Genomic DNA, 16,264 nt, shown 5'->3' with positions numbered 1-16,264 from the left:
CATTTGCGTAAAATATGAGCCAGAATCAAGAATTTACAAGAGCATTAACCCGCTATGCCGCAGCAATCGATGCCGAAATCAAAGAAGAGTTAGGTATCAGGCTCGACGAATTTATGCGTGGCGCTATCAGTTACCAGTTTGGTTGGGTTGACGAGAATTTTAAAGAGATAGAGGGCGGCAATAGCGGCAAAAAATTACGCCCTGTAATGTACCTTCTCGCTTATCAAGCGTGCCATCCTTTGGGCTTTGGTGCGCCCCTTGCCCCTGCACTTCCCGTTGCTGCCTGCCTCGAAATGATTCACAACTATAGCCTAGTCCACGATGATATAGAGGACGATGATCGCGCTCGAAGGGGGCGTCCCACCATTTGGGCACTCTGGGGCAAGCCAAAAGCGATAAATGTGGGCGATTGCTTGCATGTATTGGCTTTCCGGCGGCTTCATCGTGCCGCTAATAAAGGGCTAACCCAAGAGCGCACCTTACGGATTGCGGAATCAACATCTGATATGTCAGTGCGGTTGTCGTTGGGTCAGCACAAAGATATGAGTTTTGAGGATACCCTCGAAGTAACCCCAGAAATGTATATTGATATGATCGGTGGCAAAACCGCAGCTATTTTCAGTTGTGCCCTTGAATGTGGCGCAATCGCCGGTTTACCGGAACCGCTTGATGAAAGCGTAGTGTTTAATCTTGCTACCTTTGGCTTGAAAATCGGGTTGGCATTTCAGATTAGAGATGATATCCTGGGTATTTGGGGGCTTTCCAGCGAAACGGGCAAACCTAGCGGCAGCGATATCAGACGGCGTAAGAAAAGCCTGCCGGTAATATATGCGTTGACACATGCTACCGATGCAGATCGTGAGCAATTACTGGAGATTTATCAGCGCACTGACCCTGTTAAGCCAGCGGAAGAACAATTTATAATGGACGCTTTTGAGCGCTGTGGCGCTAAAGTTTTCTCGCAAAATCAGGCAGAGAAGTTGCGATCAGAAGCAGAAGCAGCCCTAGCAGAAGCCATGCCGGATTCTATTGAAAAGAATCCGCCCTTAAAACAATTGCACGATTTGTGCGCTTTCTTGGTTGAGCGAAGTTTCTGAGAAAGAAGCAAGCATGCCGGGTGAAACCCGACTGAAAAACAATGTGTCAGTAAAGGAAAATACAGGCACTCTTACTCGCGTGGCGCGCAATATTACTAACCTTGCCGCGCCTCCTATTCTTGCTATACCCACTTACCTGATTCTAGGCTTGTATGATACTGAAAGTCACATACCGTCCGAACGTTATTGGCTGGGTCAGTTTTTGGCGATTACCTTTGGGGTCACTATTCCAATAGTATTAGTGCTGTTGTTGCGTATTGGCAACAAGGTAAACAGCATCCACATTCCGATTCGCAGCCAACGTACTATTCCCTTTATCCTGACCATCACCTCATATTTGGTGGGCGTGGTGCTTTTGCTAGTTTTCTATGGTAATGGTTATGTTACCGCTCTGGCGATCTGCTACACTGCCAACCTTTTGATTGTATTACTGATTAATTTCTTCTGGAAAATCAGCGTACATATGACAGGGGTGGGGTCTCCGCTAGCTATATTGACTATAACCAGCGGCGGGGTTATAGCGCCTTTCTTTTTGCTGTTCCCAATGGTAGGTTGGGCGCGGGTCTATCTAAAAGCGCATACGCTCCCGCAAGTAATAGGGGGCAGCGTCTTTGGTTATTTCTTTTCGCTCTTCCAACTTATCTATATTTTCAAACCGATAGGCTGGTTCTGATTTTAACCGGTAGCTTCTCTAGGAGGAATAGAATCGGTCGGATAAGATGAAGAAGGACGACTACCTCTTTTTAGCAGCCAACCAAAACCATAGTAGCGACGTGTTGCTCTACGAATGCGCTTGAGTCTTATGCGGGCGCGGCGACGGTTCTCGCTGCGTTCATAAAAGGTAAGAACACGCTGTGCTACTTTTTCCCAAGTGTATTCCAAAGCACGCGCACGCCCGGCATCACCCATCCTGCTACGCAAATCACTATCTGCCAGCAAATGCACCAGCGACAAAGCAAGCGCCTCACGATTACGTGGTTCAACCAGCAATCCTTGCAACCCATGCTGTAGGACACTAGCATAACCGGGAATATCGCTGGCGATTACCGGCAACCCACTTGCCATTGCTTCCAGCAAAATAATTCCAAAACTCTCGCCCCCGATAGAAGGCGCACAAAATACATGGCAACTTCTATAGTAGCGTGGTAGCATTTCATCCGGCACAAATCCGGTAAAAACTACATCTTTTATCCCGTTTCGATTCAAGTAATTTTGATAGCCTTTAGTTTCACCCTTACCAACGATTACCAGTCGCGCATTTGGGATCTGCATTTTTACGGTGTTATAGGCGCGCAACAAAAATTTAAGACCCTTGCGACGTTCGCTGAACCTTCCAACAAACAGAATATTCAATTTGCCGTCAGTTAGTTCAGTAATAGGTTCATTCTCTTCCTCAAAGCGGCTTAGGTCAATGCCATTGGGAATAATTTCATAGTTTCCCCTGAAATACTGTCGGATAAATTCAAGAGCAGGCTTTGAAACGGCAATTCTACCATCGAGCTTATTAACAAAAGGGCGCAAGAATGGACGCATATAATAATAGCCGATATGCGATTGTGAAAAAGCGTGGAAAGTGCCAATATTTACCGCGTTGGAATTTAACAAAACTGTTAGAGGCAAAGCAGGCATAAGCGGCTCATGCACATGAACCACATCAAATTGCTCATCTAGCAAGATTTGCTTTATTTTGCTACTTAGATTGAGAGAAAGAGTTATACGGGCAACACTTCCATTTGCCTTGATGGGTACAACATTACCAACCAGATAAACATCTGGGTCAGGATGCAAAAATTCTTCTGGGTCAATTGAGGTGGGTGCAATAATTTTGGCAGTATGTCCCAATACCCGAAAGTTTTCGGCGAGGTGCATTATATGCTGGTTAACACCGCCTTCCCGTGTATAATCGTAAGGCGAAACAAGGCAAATCTTCATTAGTAAATTCTTTCCCGCCTTTACTTATTGTTAGGCAATCGCCGAGAGACGGTAGCAATAGCTCTGCGCATTTTGTCAGCGGGTAGGATAACCAGACTTCTCAGATTTTGTTTACCTGCGCCCTGTAACTGTTCTTTGATAGTCAGATAACGCCCATGAGGTTGAGTGGTACGATCCTTGATAGCTTGAAGCAACTCCTCAATTGTTTTACCCGGAAAAGAAGTATAGGCGGTGGCGATATGATGCGGAAAATGGGCATCGCTACTGCCGATTTGCGCCAAATCCCATTCTTCATCATTAATGGTTTTTACCTCGTGGCGACGTACATACCCGGCAATACTGGGATTGATTATTTCTATTCCATCAACGTGCAATTGTTTGTTGAAAAGTTTACGAAGCTGGTTTTCGCCTACACTGAGAGTCATATAGCTGAGGGGATGAGGGATAATAACCACTCCCCCGCGCTCATGCGCCCATTCTACCGTCGCTTCCAGCGATTTGAACATTTTAAAAGGTTCTTCTACGCCGTAAATCAAGATATGCCCGTGACGGCTGGTAATTTCCTGACCCATTAAAATCTTGAAGCGGTAGTTATTTTTGGCAGCCAGTTCTCGCGCTGCCCAAGCTCCCCTTATCTCATCATGATCTGTAATGGCTATCACATCGAGATCTGTTTTATGTTCAACGTATTCAAGCACTTCTTCGACAGTTCCCATGCCATCGCTGGCAGTGGTGTGGAGGTGCAAATCAGCTTTACCCCTAATGGGTTGCGCTACAATTTGCTCCATATTATCTCCGCTCAAGTTATCAATCCTTTGTAATTAATCAATTTATCGGCGAACAGTTCAATTATACACTACTCTGTTAAAAGCGGGCAATTATCGCAAACCTCTAATCAGGGCTGTTGCAAGTTCGGAAAGGGTGTCCCCTTGAACTCACCCTCTCTCTTACTCCTCCCGGTCAGTGCAACAGGTTATTGGCTTAAAAACGTTTCTTGCAACTGCCCTGTAACCTCTAAAGTACGGGTCATAGGATAGTACTGATATTAAAAATTAATAGCAAAAAAGTAATAGCAGACTATTCACAATGAAATGGTATCATTCATATTACCATTAGGTTGTGTAGTTGTAATTTTTGTCCGGCAGAGGTTTTTATTTATGAGCAGAGAATCAAATTACCGACTTGAGCGCTTTCGAGATACTGCTGATTTTAATTTAAAAGTTGTCAGCACTCTGGATATTGAGTCTGATACTCAAGTTGTCTGGTCGGCTTTGCTTCGTCTTGCTAATATTGGGGGGATTTCTTCTAAGAATCAGGTTGAATCCAAATTCTCACCCTTTAGCTCATTCCTCCAAGTGCTTAGCCCGCTTAACGACAGGAATCGCGCCTCGCGACTGACCGAAATTGAACCAGAGTCATATTTTAGCTGGGAAGCACAATGCAAAGAATTTAAAGCACACCATACCTGGTCTATTCTGCCCACTAATTCTGGTACACATTTGAGTGTTGAGGTTGTATTTGAAGGGATGACCCTTTGGTATTTTAATGTTATGGGCGTGGAGCAGAAAATACGCCGTGTGAGCGAACTTCTACTTTATAAAGTGCGCGAAGTTGCGCTTAGCGAAAATTTCAATCTTGGTGTGGCATAAGACGACATATCGTTCTTCGACTGCCATAGAGAAGAAGCCTCACTCTACTCCAACTCGTAGAATGGGGCTTTTTTAGTTAAAACTGGATACCGACAATGCATTAATAATGCTGTATACAATCAGAAATTGCGCCGGACCGTAGGTTAGCCAAATAACGTCACCGATATGTCGAAAGTTTAAACCGGAAAATAGTTGAGCAGCTATTAGTAAATCACTGAAAAGAAAAAGGGCAGCGCCGACAGCCAAATAAATGAAACCGGGGGATTGCACAGCCAACCCCCCGGCAAATCCGGCAGTGCTGCTTAACAAAAGCGCGTAAGGCAAAGCGGCTAATCGAAGAACATCCGGTTTACCCTTGCACCCCACAACGATATACCACCCTCCTAGACCAATCAGCCACCATAGTATTAAAGCCAGCCAACGCGGGATAGGAGAATCCAAACCATTGCTATTCCCAAAAGTAAGCAATGCTACGATATAAAAGACATGCCCGATTCCGAAAGCGCAAATCCCCCCTAGCGCAGGCTGTGATAATGGTATAACGCTTGCCATACACAAATCGCCTATAAATCCGAGCGTCATACCCAAAGCGATAAAAAAAGCATAATTACCGGGTTTAGTACCTACCGCTAATACCCAACTCCAACCGGCTACCATCAGCATAAATGAAGAACTTAGCCGAGTATTAAGAGGCATGCGGTAAGTTTTTTCAGGATTATCTCTGCCTAGAACAAAGCCACCAAATAGTAATAATGCCCAAACAGCAGCCAACAAACCTAGCCAGATTTCCATAGTATCCTCGTAGGCGATTAATTAATTATCAGATTGCGCAACTTATCGAGTGTCTCGTCACTTAAACCAATTGCGCTCAAATAGCCTTTAAAATCCCCATAACGCTCTCGCAAATAGGTTATCGTATTAGCCATATTCTCGCTATTTGAATTGAGTACATTTGAATAGCGTACAATATCATAGCCCTTCTGGCGTGCTTCTTCATAGGCTTCCTTGTAAAAGCCATCAAGGTAACGATCACTCAGTGCGTAATCCTCGATAATAGTTTCATCCGCGACACCAGCATTGCCTAGTACCAAAGCGATAACTAGACCGGTGCGGTCTTTCCCGGCAGCACAATGCACCAGCACAGGACTATTTTCAAGAGTAGCCAAATGTTCAAATATTGTTTTTAAACGGGGTTGAGTATTTTCTAGCATATATTTATAATGCTCGGTCAGTTTATTGCTTTTAGCCAATTCTTTTTCCTGTTGACCTTCAATCACCGGCAATGAGTGATAATCAAAACCATTCACAATATCAGGTCTCTCAGTTATCTCACGGGTAGTACGCAAATCAATGACCGTTTTCAAACCCAACGCATGCAATCTATTTATACTTGTTTCAGACAAATTATGAAGTGACCCTGATCTAAATAGCCTACCCCAGCTTGTAAGCCCCGCAGCTTCTACCGGGTAACCGCCAATATCTCTAAAATTAAAAGCACCCTCAATATCCAAATAGCGTAGCATTTCCCCATCCTTTTATTTTCAAATCTATATAGATAGAACCAGAGCTTAACTCAATTTTCGCGGCTTGTCTATCGTTTCAAAAAGCCCTAAATTGCCAATTATGATATGATTGCTGAACGTGTATTTTTTAGGAAGTTCTTTCAAGAAAGGTTCAAAATGGGTTACGAAAAAACTACGCTGAATAATGGAGTGCGAGTCATCTCAAATTCTATGCCACACACCCAATCAGTTAGCACAATCTTATATTACGGAGTAGGTAGCCGTTACGAAGAAGATAAATTAGCTGGAATTAGCCATTTCATAGAACACATGGTTTTCAAGGGAACTAACAAACGTCCAACCGCTAAAGCAATAAGTGAAGCAATCGAGGCGGTTGGAGGGGTTCTAAACGCCAGCACCGGACGCGAAGTGACCAATTACTGGGCTAAAGTCCCAAAAGCTCATTTCCCCCTTGCCTTTGATGTATTGAGCGATATGATGCTAAACGCGAAATTCGACCCGAACGAGATTGAAAAAGAGCGCAAGGTTATCATCGAAGAAATCCATATGACGCTTGACTCGCCACCTGATCTGGCAAACGAAATAATCGCCAATGTCATCTGGGGGGATCAACCGGCAGGGCGGGACATCGCCGGAAATGATGAAACCGTAGGTGGAATCAAACGCGAACACTTAATGAGCTATCTACAAAAAAATTACCTTCCGGCGGATATGATTGTGAGTGTCGCCGGTAATATAGAGCATGCTGAAGTAGTGAAAATGGTGGAGGCTACCCTCGGTCAATTGCCTGCGGGTGAACGTCCTGCCGCTAAACCGACTGTGGCTGTCAATGGCGGTCCGCGCCAGAAAATCTACTTCAAAGAGACTGAGCAAACTAACCTTTGTGTAGCAGTGCCATCCCTCGCATATGTTGACCCGCGCCGCTATATTTTATCAATTTTGGATACCATCATGGGCAGTGGCATGAGTAGCCGCTTATTTCAGGAAATTCGGGAAGAGCGGGGCTTATGCTACACCGTAGATAGCTATGCCAGCCAGATGAGCGATACCGGAGCTTGGATTGTTTACAGTGGAGTTGACCCGGACAATACCGATGAAACTATTACAGCAATTTTAGGAGAGATGCGAAAAATCCGAGATGAGCGAGTATCTGATGCTGAATTACTAAAAGCTAAAGAATACAATAAAGGTCGGATGTTATTGGGACTAGAAGACACCCGCGCCGTCGCTTCTTGGGCTGGTAATCAGGAATTGTTACTCGATCGGATTCTGACGGTCGAGGAAGTGGTCGAACGTATTGAAGCCGTTACAGCCGAACAAATTCAGGAACTGGCAAAAGAGATGTTCACCGATGAAAACCTGCGTTTATCAGTGGTAGGTCCTTATAAGGATCAGGACGAGCGGTTTTTGAATTTGTTAAAATTCTAGATAAAAAAACGGGCGACCTGTAAAAAGTCGCCCGCTTATTATTTTAAAGCTTAGATGAACAGCGGTACTAGCACCAACGTAATGGTGGACAGCAGTTTGATAAGCACGTGCAAGGAAGGTCCGCTGGTATCCTTGAAGGGGTCGCCCACAGTATCGCCTACTACGGCGGCAGCATGCGCTTCGCTCTTCTTACCAAGAATCTTGCCTGTAGCGTCCTTCAAATTACCTGCCTCAATGTACTTCTTGGCGTTATCCCACGCGCCACCCGCGTTGTTCAGGTAGTTCGCCATCAGCACGCCCACAATAGTACCGATCATCAGCATACCGGCAGCGCCCTGTGCTCGCAGCGTCAAACCAACTACAATCGGCGTACCGACTGCCAGTAAACCGGGCATAATCATCGCCTTGAGCGCGCCCCTAGTGGAAATATCCACGCAACGGGCGTAATCAGGTTCGCTGGTTCCAGCCATAATACCGGGGTCGCTGCGGAACTGGCGGCGTACTTCTTCGATCATACTACCTGCCGCTTTACCGACAGCACGTACCGTCATTGAGCTAAACAGGAAGATTAGAGCCGCGCCGATGAAACCGCCCACAAACACTACCGGGTTAGCCAAGTTTACCAGCGGTTCCGGTTTCAGAGCAGTGGAAGCTGGTGACATCAGTTTTGCCGCTTCGAGATAAGCCGAGAAGAGCAGGAAGGCAGCTAAAGCAGCCGAACCAACCGCATAACCTTTGGTTAAAGCTTTGGTGGTATTGCCAACCGAATCCAGCGCGTCTGTAATTTCGCGAACCTCTTTAGGAGAGTCGCTCATTTCAGTGATACCGCCCGCATTGTCGGTAATAGGTCCAAAGGTATCCATTGCCAAAATGTAAGCGGCGGACATCAGCATACCCATTGTTGCTACTGCCGTACCAAAGATACCGCCCAATGGCAAACCGGGAATCGAGTCGCCCACGAAGTAAGAGCCGAGCAAAGCCGCGCCAATTACCAAAGTGCTAGGCGCAGTGGTTTCAAAGCCAACCGCCGTACCGGCAATAACTACCGTAGCAGGACCTGTTTTGGAAGCTTCAGCAATTTCCCTAACGGGTCGCCACGCTCCCGCCGTGTAATACTGGGTAAAGAGCACAAACGCGAAGCTGGTTAAGATGCCGAAAATACCGCAAATAGCGAATTTCCAGCTTGCATCAGCGTACCCGGTGTTGCCAAACATCCAGAAGGAGACACCCACTAACCCGATTAGACAGAAGAAAGCGGTGGTGTAGTAACCCATATTCAGGTCGCTCATCGCATCGTGCATCTGCTTGCTGGGACGAACTACCAGCACACCGATAAGCGAAGCAATGATACCAAGCGCCATAATTACCAGCGGGAACATAACCCATGCCGCATCGTGATTAGGGCTGACTTTGTACAATACCGCACCCAATATGATAGCGCCGATGTTCTCGGCAGCAGTGGATTCAAAGAGGTCAGCGCCACGACCGGCACAGTCACCCACGTTGTCACCCACCAAGTCGGCAATTACTGCCGGGTTGCGCGGATCGTCTTCAGGAATACCCGCTTCAACTTTACCCACTAAGTCTGCGCCCACGTCTGCCGCTTTGGTATAGATACCGCCGCCAAGCTGCGCAAACAATGCCACAAAGCTAGCTCCAAAACCGAAGCCCACAATGCTGGTCAGGATATTATTAACGGTTGCCTCATCCTTGAAACCATCGCCAAAGCTGAAACCGCCGTAAGCCAGCAAAATGGTGGTAACACCCATCAGACTCAGGGCTACTACTAGAAAGCCGGAAACCGCCCCACCACGTAGCGACATAGTCAGCGCATCGGCCAAACTACGCCGAGCCGCAGCAGCAGTACGCAGGTTAGCCTGAACTGCTATGTACATACCGATAAAGCCAGAAAGACCCGAACAAAGCGCCCCAACTAAAAAAGCTACGGAGGTTTTAATTCCTAGTTCTACTCCCCCGATTGAAGTACCAGAAGTAGGGCTAGAAGTTTGTAGCACTGCCAGTAACACACCTAAAGCAACGGCTGCAACTACAGCAAGGTATGCAATAGTGGTGTATTGACGTTTCAAGAAAGCCATTGCACCTTGAAAGATTTTGGATGCAATGTTTTGCATTTCGGGGGTACCACGATCACTTCCGAGTACCTGTCGGGCGAGGAGTAAAGCAAAGATAATACCCACAAGCCCAGCACCGTAAATAATGGCAAGCCATACAGCAAACATAGTGGGGGTTCTCCCTCCTGTCATGGATGTTTTGGATGTATTAACATCTTAGTGTGAAGGAATGCGGGAAGCGGAGAGGAACTTTAAACGGTAACGAGCGATACCGCAACGGCTGTATTCCCCTGTGCATCCTTGCACAATCTTGAGTGATTTTAACACATTTAGGCAATCCTTGTAAAACAGGGTTTTTGCCTTATAAGTTGAAGGATTTATTGCACTGATAAAGAATTTTTATGAATTATCCAAATTTATGCTAGAATGCGGCAAAGGAGCAATAAGCGGAAAATGCAGGTTCAACTACATCCAACAACTGTAAATACAAGCATTATTAATTTTCGTCTGCGCTTAATAGTATGGGTAGCTGGATTCATTTTCTTTGCCCTATTCACATCGCGTATGCAAGATTTTTTACGCCCACCCACCGGAGATGAACCTTTTTACCTGATTACCGCCCAGAGTATTCTATACGATTATGATCTGGATGAAACCAACCAATTCGCTTCTAAATCATGGCTGGAATTTTACCCTACCTGTGAAGAATATCTGGCAGGCTGGAAAGGCTTTCTCCCGCCCGGTATTCCTTGCTCTGGATTGGAAACGCTTACTCCCCACAACACCGCTGCAAAACAACCCGGAACCTATACCAAACATGGCTTGGGTCTTTCTTTTATCATAGCATTGCCTTTTGCGCTTGGTAAGAGGCTGGGCGTGATGTTTTTGCTGAACGCCATCGCAGCTACTCTCGCCTTAAACATTTTTCTCCTAAGCTGGGAAACTACCCGGCAACGCCGAATAGCATGGGTTTGCTGGGGGGTGCTAGGCAGTAGTGCGCCGATTTTCAGCTACGCCTATCTGATTTTCCCCCAACTCCCGGCAGCACTTTGTGTCATATATTGCTATAGACAAGCACGTTTATTATCTGAAGGCAGCGGAGTAAGTAATTTTCGTCTGGTGTTAGCAAGCATTTGTCTTGGAATCCTGCCATGGTTGCACTACCTATATCTATTACTTTCAGCTTTACTCGGTGGCTACTTGCTTTGGAGTTTACGATATCGCAAGGATGACGGTACGATTTCCCGAAGGGGATATGTAGTTTTATTGCTGCCGATAACCTTCTTTGGCAGCCTATTCATAGGATATTTCCAATATTTATACGGGCTTCCTTTTCCTAGCACCGCCGACCACGATGGCTTCTCTAATCCGATAACAATACCACTAGGGGTGCTGGGTTTGCTATTCGACCAAAAATACGGTTTGCTGATGTACAGCCCGGTGTACTTGCTACCGCTGGCATGGTTGGTAAAACGCAGCATTTCAGCCAGCCTACCAAACAAAGCTGAATTTTACTGGCTAATTGCAATCACTTTACCTTACTTTCTGGTAGTAGCCGATTACAACCGCTGGTGGGGGCAGTGGTGCCCGCCTGCCCGTTATTTATTGCCGGTAATACCTTTGCTGGCGCTACCGCTGGCGCAGGCGCTCAACGCATTGCAAGGCAAATTATTAAAGGTATTCATAATGGTATCGGCGTTCTGGGGTGCACTCATTACCGTAGCATTTATACTAGACCCGCGTCTTAGCTATCACTGGGAAGATACAAACCCGGCAAAATTATTATTGTGGCTGGAAGAGAATATAGCGTTTTTAAAAGGAGTGGGACTTAGAAACTTTTTTCCCGCCTATGTCAATTACATTGAACCGCTCTCTCCGCTCTACTGGATTTCTCCGTTTTTCTGGCTAAGTCTAACACTTTGGATAGGTTTTCGGTTGGTTAAATCGACGCAGTTAAAAAAGCAATGAGAGTTTTCGGCTAGGACAAGAGGCGTAAACCCCTTGTCCTGATTATACATTCAATATTTAGCGGGGAGCCATGCGAATCGCACCATCAAGGCGGATAACCTCACCATTGAGCATGCGATTCTCGGTGATATGCTTTGCCAAGGCTGCGTATTCGTCCGGATTACCCAAACGCGAGGGGAAGGGAACTTGTTGTCCCAAAGATAAACGCGCCGGTTCTGGTAAACCTGCCAGCAACGGAGTGTCAAATAGACCGGGAGCGATAGTCACAACTCTTATGCCGAGTCGCGATAGATCGCGGGCTATTGGGAGAGTCATACCGACGATGCCGCCTTTAGAAGCCGCATATGCCGCCTGTCCGATTTGACCATCAAAAGCCGCTACCGAAGCAGTATTGATAATTACGCCTCGCTCACCATCTTCGCCCGGTTCATTAGTGGACATTGCAAAAGCTGCCAGACGAATAATATTAAAAGTGCCGATTAAATTGATCTGAATTACCTTGCTAAAAGAATTGAGGGGGTGAGGTGCATCTTTGCCGACAGTACGTTCGGCGCTACCGATACCGGCACAATTGATTGCCACATGAATGCCGCCAAATGCTTCTACCGTAGCTTTTACCGTAGCAGTTGCCGATTCCTCGCTGACTACATCGGTTTTAACGAATTTAACGTTTTCACCTAGCTCATTGGCAAGTTGTAAGCCGAGTTCTTCATTGAGATCAGCTACTATCACCTTTGCACCGGACGCATTAAACAACCGCACACAGGCTGCCCCTAAGCCGGAAGCACCACCTGTTACCAAAACACCCTTGTTCTGCAAATCCATCTGTCTTTACCTTTCAGAGTACGCTTGGAATAATTAGAGCAAAGCATGAAAATAGTAGTATAAAGTGCCTCATTCCGCAACTAATCTATTTTTTGAAATTTAGTTTCATTGGAATTATGCGTTGCTGGCTTGATTTCCGCACCCTTTTTGCATGGAGTTGTACTTACTAACGCGCATCTCGCCGTTTTGAAAGCTCCCAGCGTAAGCATGCTCTTTCTAGGGTGGCTTTATCCACTTGACGCAACTGCCCTTGCCTATAGCAGGTTGGAAAAGCAGCAATAGTTTCCTCCCCGGCAAAGGCGGAAGCAATACCGGGATCGCTCCACCAGATAACTTTCCCATCTGTTTCCTGTTCAGCCAACGCCCTTCTGACTTTCTCATAGGAAACCCCACTGTCTGTTGCTATAAATACACCTTGCGCGTTGGTTTCAAGCGTGTTGTGCAAACTTTCACGCCATTCTGATACAGTCTTATCTTCGCGCCATTCTATCATCCAAATTGTAGTTTTATCGGCTAATGGAACCAAATCCGCCTTCCAGCGCACCAAATTATAGCATTGCACCGAAGGATGTGAGGAAAACATTTCCGGGTTGGGTTGACCCAACGCAAAAACTGCCAGCCTATCAAGGTAACCGCTCTTATGGTGAATTGCGCGTTTTAAATCTAGCAATTCTGCGTCAGCCAGCGGTTGTGCCGATTCGAAGAAGATATGCCAGATAGTGGTGGGATTTGGGGCTGATAGTTGAGCTAAAGCTTGTGTCGCCTTCGCAATATCTCCGCTAAATAACCGGATTGTAACTTCGTTAGCCAGCAAGCGCGAAATTTCCGGCATAGGTTGGCTCAAGTCTAGTTCTAGATGCTCGATAGGCGGTCTGTTAGCCGGATTAATAGCAAACTCAGATTCAACCCGACACAACGCAAACAGATTGGGTGGTGGCAAACCCTGTATGTCGTCAGGGTCGTCACCTTTACGCAATAAAGTTTCCCGCCGCAGTTCGCAAAGTTGTGCGAAACTTAGTTCGGCGGTTTTTAGCACAAAATAGGGTGGGGCGGCTTGAAATTCGATGCCATGCAAACCCTCTGCTACTTCGGTTTTTAACTGTGTTCCGCCCAGAATTTGTAGGTGGAACAAATCGTAAGGGGCAAGGCTATTTGCTTCGATAAAATCAATAGTACGGTGAAAACTATCAATAGTGTCACCGGGCAAGCCTAAAATTGCATCTAGAAACACTTCAATACCGCGCTGGCGTAAATGCTGTACCCCCGCTACCAACCGCGGCAAATGGTTCTTGCGGCGCACCTTAGCCAGCACTTCCGGTATGGCGGATTGTAACCCCACTTCGACCACTCCAAAGTTGCAACTTGCCAGCAAATCGGCATCAGCCTCGTCAATGGCTTCTCCGCGCATCTCGGCATAGAAGCGGATATGGCGATTTGCGCCCGTTTCCTGAATGGTCTGGTAAATTTGGCTGAGGTGGGGCAGCGTATTAAAATTTGCCTCCACGAAATGAACCGAATTTACCCCCCGTGCCATGCCATATTCAAGCTCTTTACGGATTCGTTCAATATCGAAATAACGCTTACCGCCAATCGGTATATCCTGTCGCCCGTAATAACAAAAAGTGCATTTGCTAGGACACCAGCGGCTAAGTTCGATAAACATAAAATTATCTAGATGGTTGCTTAAAGCGCCACTCAGATAAGCTGAGGGTATCAGGTTTACATCTGCTGTCGCGAGGCTGGCGGGGTTGATATGCAAAATACTATTATGCCGATAACCCAATCCATTGACTTGCGATAGGGGTAAATGCTCGGTGAAGTGGCGCAGTAGTAGCGAAAACGCGGTTTCACCTTCCCCGAAAATGAGAAAATCCAGGGAGGGTTCGGTTAGGATAAAGGGGTTATCGTGGTTTACTTCGGGACCACCCACCAGTAGCATGGTTTCGGGCGAAACTTCTTTTATACGGCGCGCCAGTTCAAGCACTCGACTGGAGTTCCAAGAATAGAGCGAAAAACCCACTAAATCAGGCACTTCCGACAGAATAGCGTCTAATAGGTAAGCATCACCGCCTAGGTTCTGCGCCTCACGCCTTAGAATTTGAACTTGAACGCTGGGTAAAGCGGCAGATTCGGCGCTGGCTTTGAGGTAGCCAAGTGCAAGCGGCAAATTATTCAGGCGGTTGTTAGGTACAGGGAGTTGTACCAACAAAACCTTCATTAAAAACTAACTCCCGCTTGCTCAAATTCTTCAAGCTCTGCGTCGTCAAGGAATAACTCACTAAATAGGATTTTTTCTTGATTCTTAGCTTGCTTTTTTTCAGGTAATGCTTGACTTATTAGTAGCGTGGCGTTTCCTTCCAGTTTATGAATGACTTCCGAAACCTCAATAGTAAAACCCGCCAGTTCCTTTGAAGCCAGACTGATTCGCTGCACGCTTTCCACAATCACGCCGCTAGCGTTTCGTTGCTCATAAGTGCTGCTGGCTATGTTGGTTGCCAATTCAGCAGTCTGGTTTACGATAGTTATAATATCGTTGTTAGCTTCTATCAAGCGCACAACCAACGATTCGCCCTGTTGTGCTTGACGCAAACCATCTTCTGTAGTTTGAAGGGATTTTTCACTGGCTTGGATAATTTCGTTGACCACTTCCTGAATTTGTTCAACGGCTGTGGTTGTACGCCGACTCAACCTTTGTATTTCGTCAGCAACTGCCGCAAAACGCTTGCCATACTCACCAGCACCTGCCGCTTCAATGGTGGCATTGAGTGATAAGAGATTGGTTTCATCTGCAACCTCGCCGATAATATCCGTAACCTCGCCAATACGCTCAATTTGAGTATTTAAATAGCGCACACTATAGGTTATATTTTCCACGTTATTACGCAAAGTAGCGATAGCAGTAACCCCATCCTGCGCTGCCTCTTGCCCTGTTTGAGCGCTTTTTAAGGCTTTTTCTGCAATTACCGAAACACTCAGGGCGTTATTAGCAATGCGCCGCGCTGCTGCATCCAATTCATTGGAGGTGCTGGCGACTTCATTTACCAATAAAACTTGCTCCTCTGTAGCTGTGTTCTGCCGCCTGAAAAGTTCGGCAAGCGCTTCGGATAGGACATTTATCTGGCGGCTGGTCTCAATTTCTAGATCACGTTGTTCCAGCAAACGTTCGTTGACATCTTTTAATTCGTTAGCCTGATACCGGGCGCTGGAAGCAATGCGGTCAAGGGCAAAACTAAATATGTATAAGACTGCTGATGCAATTATTAGAATAGCGCTTACTAAAGCAATATTTGTACCATAAGTTGATGCTGGATTTTGAATCTGGCTAAGCAAATATAGCGCAACGACCAGATAAGCGAGACTGGAAACAACGCCTACTATAAGTACAGCTATAGGACTTATAATTGCCCCTGCCACTACAATTATGACAAAATAAAGCATCGGTGCATTAGAACTCAGCCCGCCATTATAAACCGCAAAGGTGACACTTAAAAGCCCAAAGGTACAATAAAAAATACCGGCAAGTTCAACCCGGTTGTACCAAGTAAGGATAATAGCCAGTATAGCGACTAATACTATTCCCAATGAGCCAGAAATGCGCCCTAAATTTATAGAGCCAGCATTATTTATGAAGACTACCACCTGCGATGTAACGTTCCCGATTAAGGTCAGTATCGAAAAGGTATTAATGAGCCTCTTGCGCTGACGTGGCAGGTAATTCTCGTCAAGATATTTTTTATAGTTAAATGAGGGCTTATCCTTTTTCATGCATA

The 16,264-nt window shown here is 46.1% G+C and carries 13 protein-coding genes; 5 read left to right on the top strand and 8 right to left on the bottom strand.

What is annotated here, in order from left to right; all coding sequences use genetic code 11:
- Window positions 1-14: 14 nt before the first annotated feature.
- Window positions 15-1,097 (top strand): polyprenyl synthetase family protein, encoded by a 1,083-nt coding sequence (locus tag OZ401_RS19255; protein WP_341470142.1) that lies wholly within the window; start codon window positions 15-17, stop codon window positions 1,095-1,097.
- Window positions 1,081-1,770 carry a hypothetical protein gene (locus OZ401_RS19250; RefSeq protein ID WP_341470141.1) on the top strand — a complete coding sequence of 230 codons (690 nt, stop codon included), beginning with the start codon at window positions 1,081-1,083 and terminating at the stop codon, window positions 1,768-1,770. Before OZ401_RS19255 ends, OZ401_RS19250 begins: the two co-directional genes overlap by 17 nt.
- 2 nt (window positions 1,771-1,772) lie before the next feature.
- On the opposite strand, the gene OZ401_RS19245 is transcribed toward OZ401_RS19250, so the two are convergent.
- Complete coding sequence (locus OZ401_RS19245; protein WP_341470140.1) at window positions 1,773-3,029, bottom strand: glycosyltransferase family 4 protein; 1,257 nt, start codon at window positions 3,027-3,029, stop codon at window positions 1,773-1,775.
- A 20-nt stretch (window positions 3,030-3,049) separates the two neighbouring features.
- Window positions 3,050-3,832 (bottom strand): PHP-associated domain-containing protein, encoded by a 783-nt coding sequence (locus tag OZ401_RS19240; protein WP_341470139.1) that lies wholly within the window; start codon window positions 3,830-3,832, stop codon window positions 3,050-3,052.
- 354 nt (window positions 3,833-4,186) lie between these two features.
- Between OZ401_RS19240 and OZ401_RS19235 the strand changes: the two genes are divergently transcribed.
- Window positions 4,187-4,678: an SRPBCC family protein gene (locus tag OZ401_RS19235; protein WP_341470138.1), complete on the top strand. Its 492-nt coding sequence runs from the start codon at window positions 4,187-4,189 to the stop codon at window positions 4,676-4,678.
- Window positions 4,679-4,750: 72 nt separating this feature from the next.
- Here OZ401_RS19235 and OZ401_RS19230 read toward each other — a convergent pair whose 3' ends face one another.
- Window positions 4,751-5,470 carry a lysoplasmalogenase gene (locus OZ401_RS19230; protein WP_341470137.1) on the bottom strand — a complete coding sequence of 240 codons (720 nt, stop codon included), beginning with the start codon at window positions 5,468-5,470 and terminating at the stop codon, window positions 4,751-4,753.
- Between the two features lie 17 nt (window positions 5,471-5,487).
- Window positions 5,488-6,201, bottom strand: coding sequence for a tyrosine-protein phosphatase (locus OZ401_RS19225; RefSeq protein WP_341470136.1), 714 nt, complete (start codon window positions 6,199-6,201; stop codon window positions 5,488-5,490).
- 156 nt (window positions 6,202-6,357) lie between these two features.
- Between OZ401_RS19225 and OZ401_RS19220 the strand changes: the two genes are divergently transcribed.
- Window positions 6,358-7,629 (top strand): M16 family metallopeptidase, encoded by a 1,272-nt coding sequence (locus tag OZ401_RS19220; protein WP_341470135.1) that lies wholly within the window; start codon window positions 6,358-6,360, stop codon window positions 7,627-7,629.
- A gap of 50 nt (window positions 7,630-7,679) precedes the next feature.
- Here the strand turns inward: OZ401_RS19220 and OZ401_RS19215 are convergent, their stop codons facing one another.
- A complete protein-coding gene (locus OZ401_RS19215; RefSeq protein WP_341470134.1) occupies window positions 7,680-9,869 on the bottom strand; it encodes a sodium-translocating pyrophosphatase in 2,190 nt (729 codons plus the stop codon).
- Between the two features lie 285 nt (window positions 9,870-10,154).
- Between OZ401_RS19215 and OZ401_RS19210 the strand changes: the two genes are divergently transcribed.
- Complete coding sequence (locus OZ401_RS19210) at window positions 10,155-11,669, top strand: hypothetical protein (protein WP_341470133.1); 1,515 nt, start codon at window positions 10,155-10,157, stop codon at window positions 11,667-11,669.
- Between the two features lie 57 nt (window positions 11,670-11,726).
- Here OZ401_RS19210 and OZ401_RS19205 read toward each other — a convergent pair whose 3' ends face one another.
- From OZ401_RS19205 to OZ401_RS19195, 3 genes are all read right to left on the bottom strand, one after another.
- Window positions 11,727-12,494 (bottom strand): 3-hydroxyacyl-CoA dehydrogenase, encoded by a 768-nt coding sequence (locus tag OZ401_RS19205; RefSeq protein WP_341470132.1) that lies wholly within the window; start codon window positions 12,492-12,494, stop codon window positions 11,727-11,729.
- A 166-nt stretch (window positions 12,495-12,660) separates the two neighbouring features.
- Window positions 12,661-14,712, bottom strand: coding sequence for a B12-binding domain-containing radical SAM protein (locus OZ401_RS19200; protein WP_341470131.1), 2,052 nt, complete (start codon window positions 14,710-14,712; stop codon window positions 12,661-12,663).
- Complete coding sequence (locus tag OZ401_RS19195; protein ID WP_341470130.1) at window positions 14,712-16,259, bottom strand: methyl-accepting chemotaxis protein; 1,548 nt, start codon at window positions 16,257-16,259, stop codon at window positions 14,712-14,714. Before OZ401_RS19195 ends, OZ401_RS19200 begins: the two co-directional genes overlap by 1 nt.
- Window positions 16,260-16,264: the final 5 nt, after the last annotated feature.

This window comes from Candidatus Chlorohelix allophototropha (assembly GCF_030389965.1).
Taxonomy (GTDB): Bacteria; Chloroflexota; Chloroflexia; order Chloroheliales; family Chloroheliaceae; genus Chlorohelix; species Chlorohelix allophototropha.
This window is presented reverse-complemented; position numbering and strand designations above follow the sequence as displayed.

Coding starts and splice junctions, on each gene's coding strand:
- OZ401_RS19255 (WP_341470142.1), top strand. CDS start 15: ATGAGCCAGAATCAAGAATTTACAAGAGCATTAACCCGCTATGCCGCA.
- OZ401_RS19245 (WP_341470140.1), bottom strand. CDS start 3,029: ATGAAGATTTGCCTTGTTTCGCCTTACGATTATACACGGGAAGGCGGT.
- OZ401_RS19235 (WP_341470138.1), top strand. CDS start 4,187: ATGAGCAGAGAATCAAATTACCGACTTGAGCGCTTTCGAGATACTGCT.
- OZ401_RS19230 (WP_341470137.1), bottom strand. CDS start 5,470: ATGGAAATCTGGCTAGGTTTGTTGGCTGCTGTTTGGGCATTATTACTA.
- OZ401_RS19225 (WP_341470136.1), bottom strand. CDS start 6,201: ATGCTACGCTATTTGGATATTGAGGGTGCTTTTAATTTTAGAGATATT.
- OZ401_RS19220 (WP_341470135.1), top strand. CDS start 6,358: ATGGGTTACGAAAAAACTACGCTGAATAATGGAGTGCGAGTCATCTCA.
- OZ401_RS19215 (WP_341470134.1), bottom strand. CDS start 9,869: ATGTTTGCTGTATGGCTTGCCATTATTTACGGTGCTGGGCTTGTGGGT.
- OZ401_RS19210 (WP_341470133.1), top strand. CDS start 10,155: ATGCAGGTTCAACTACATCCAACAACTGTAAATACAAGCATTATTAAT.
- OZ401_RS19205 (WP_341470132.1), bottom strand. CDS start 12,494: ATGGATTTGCAGAACAAGGGTGTTTTGGTAACAGGTGGTGCTTCCGGC.
- OZ401_RS19200 (WP_341470131.1), bottom strand. CDS start 14,712: ATGAAGGTTTTGTTGGTACAACTCCCTGTACCTAACAACCGCCTGAAT.
- OZ401_RS19195 (WP_341470130.1), bottom strand. CDS start 16,259: ATGAAAAAGGATAAGCCCTCATTTAACTATAAAAAATATCTTGACGAG.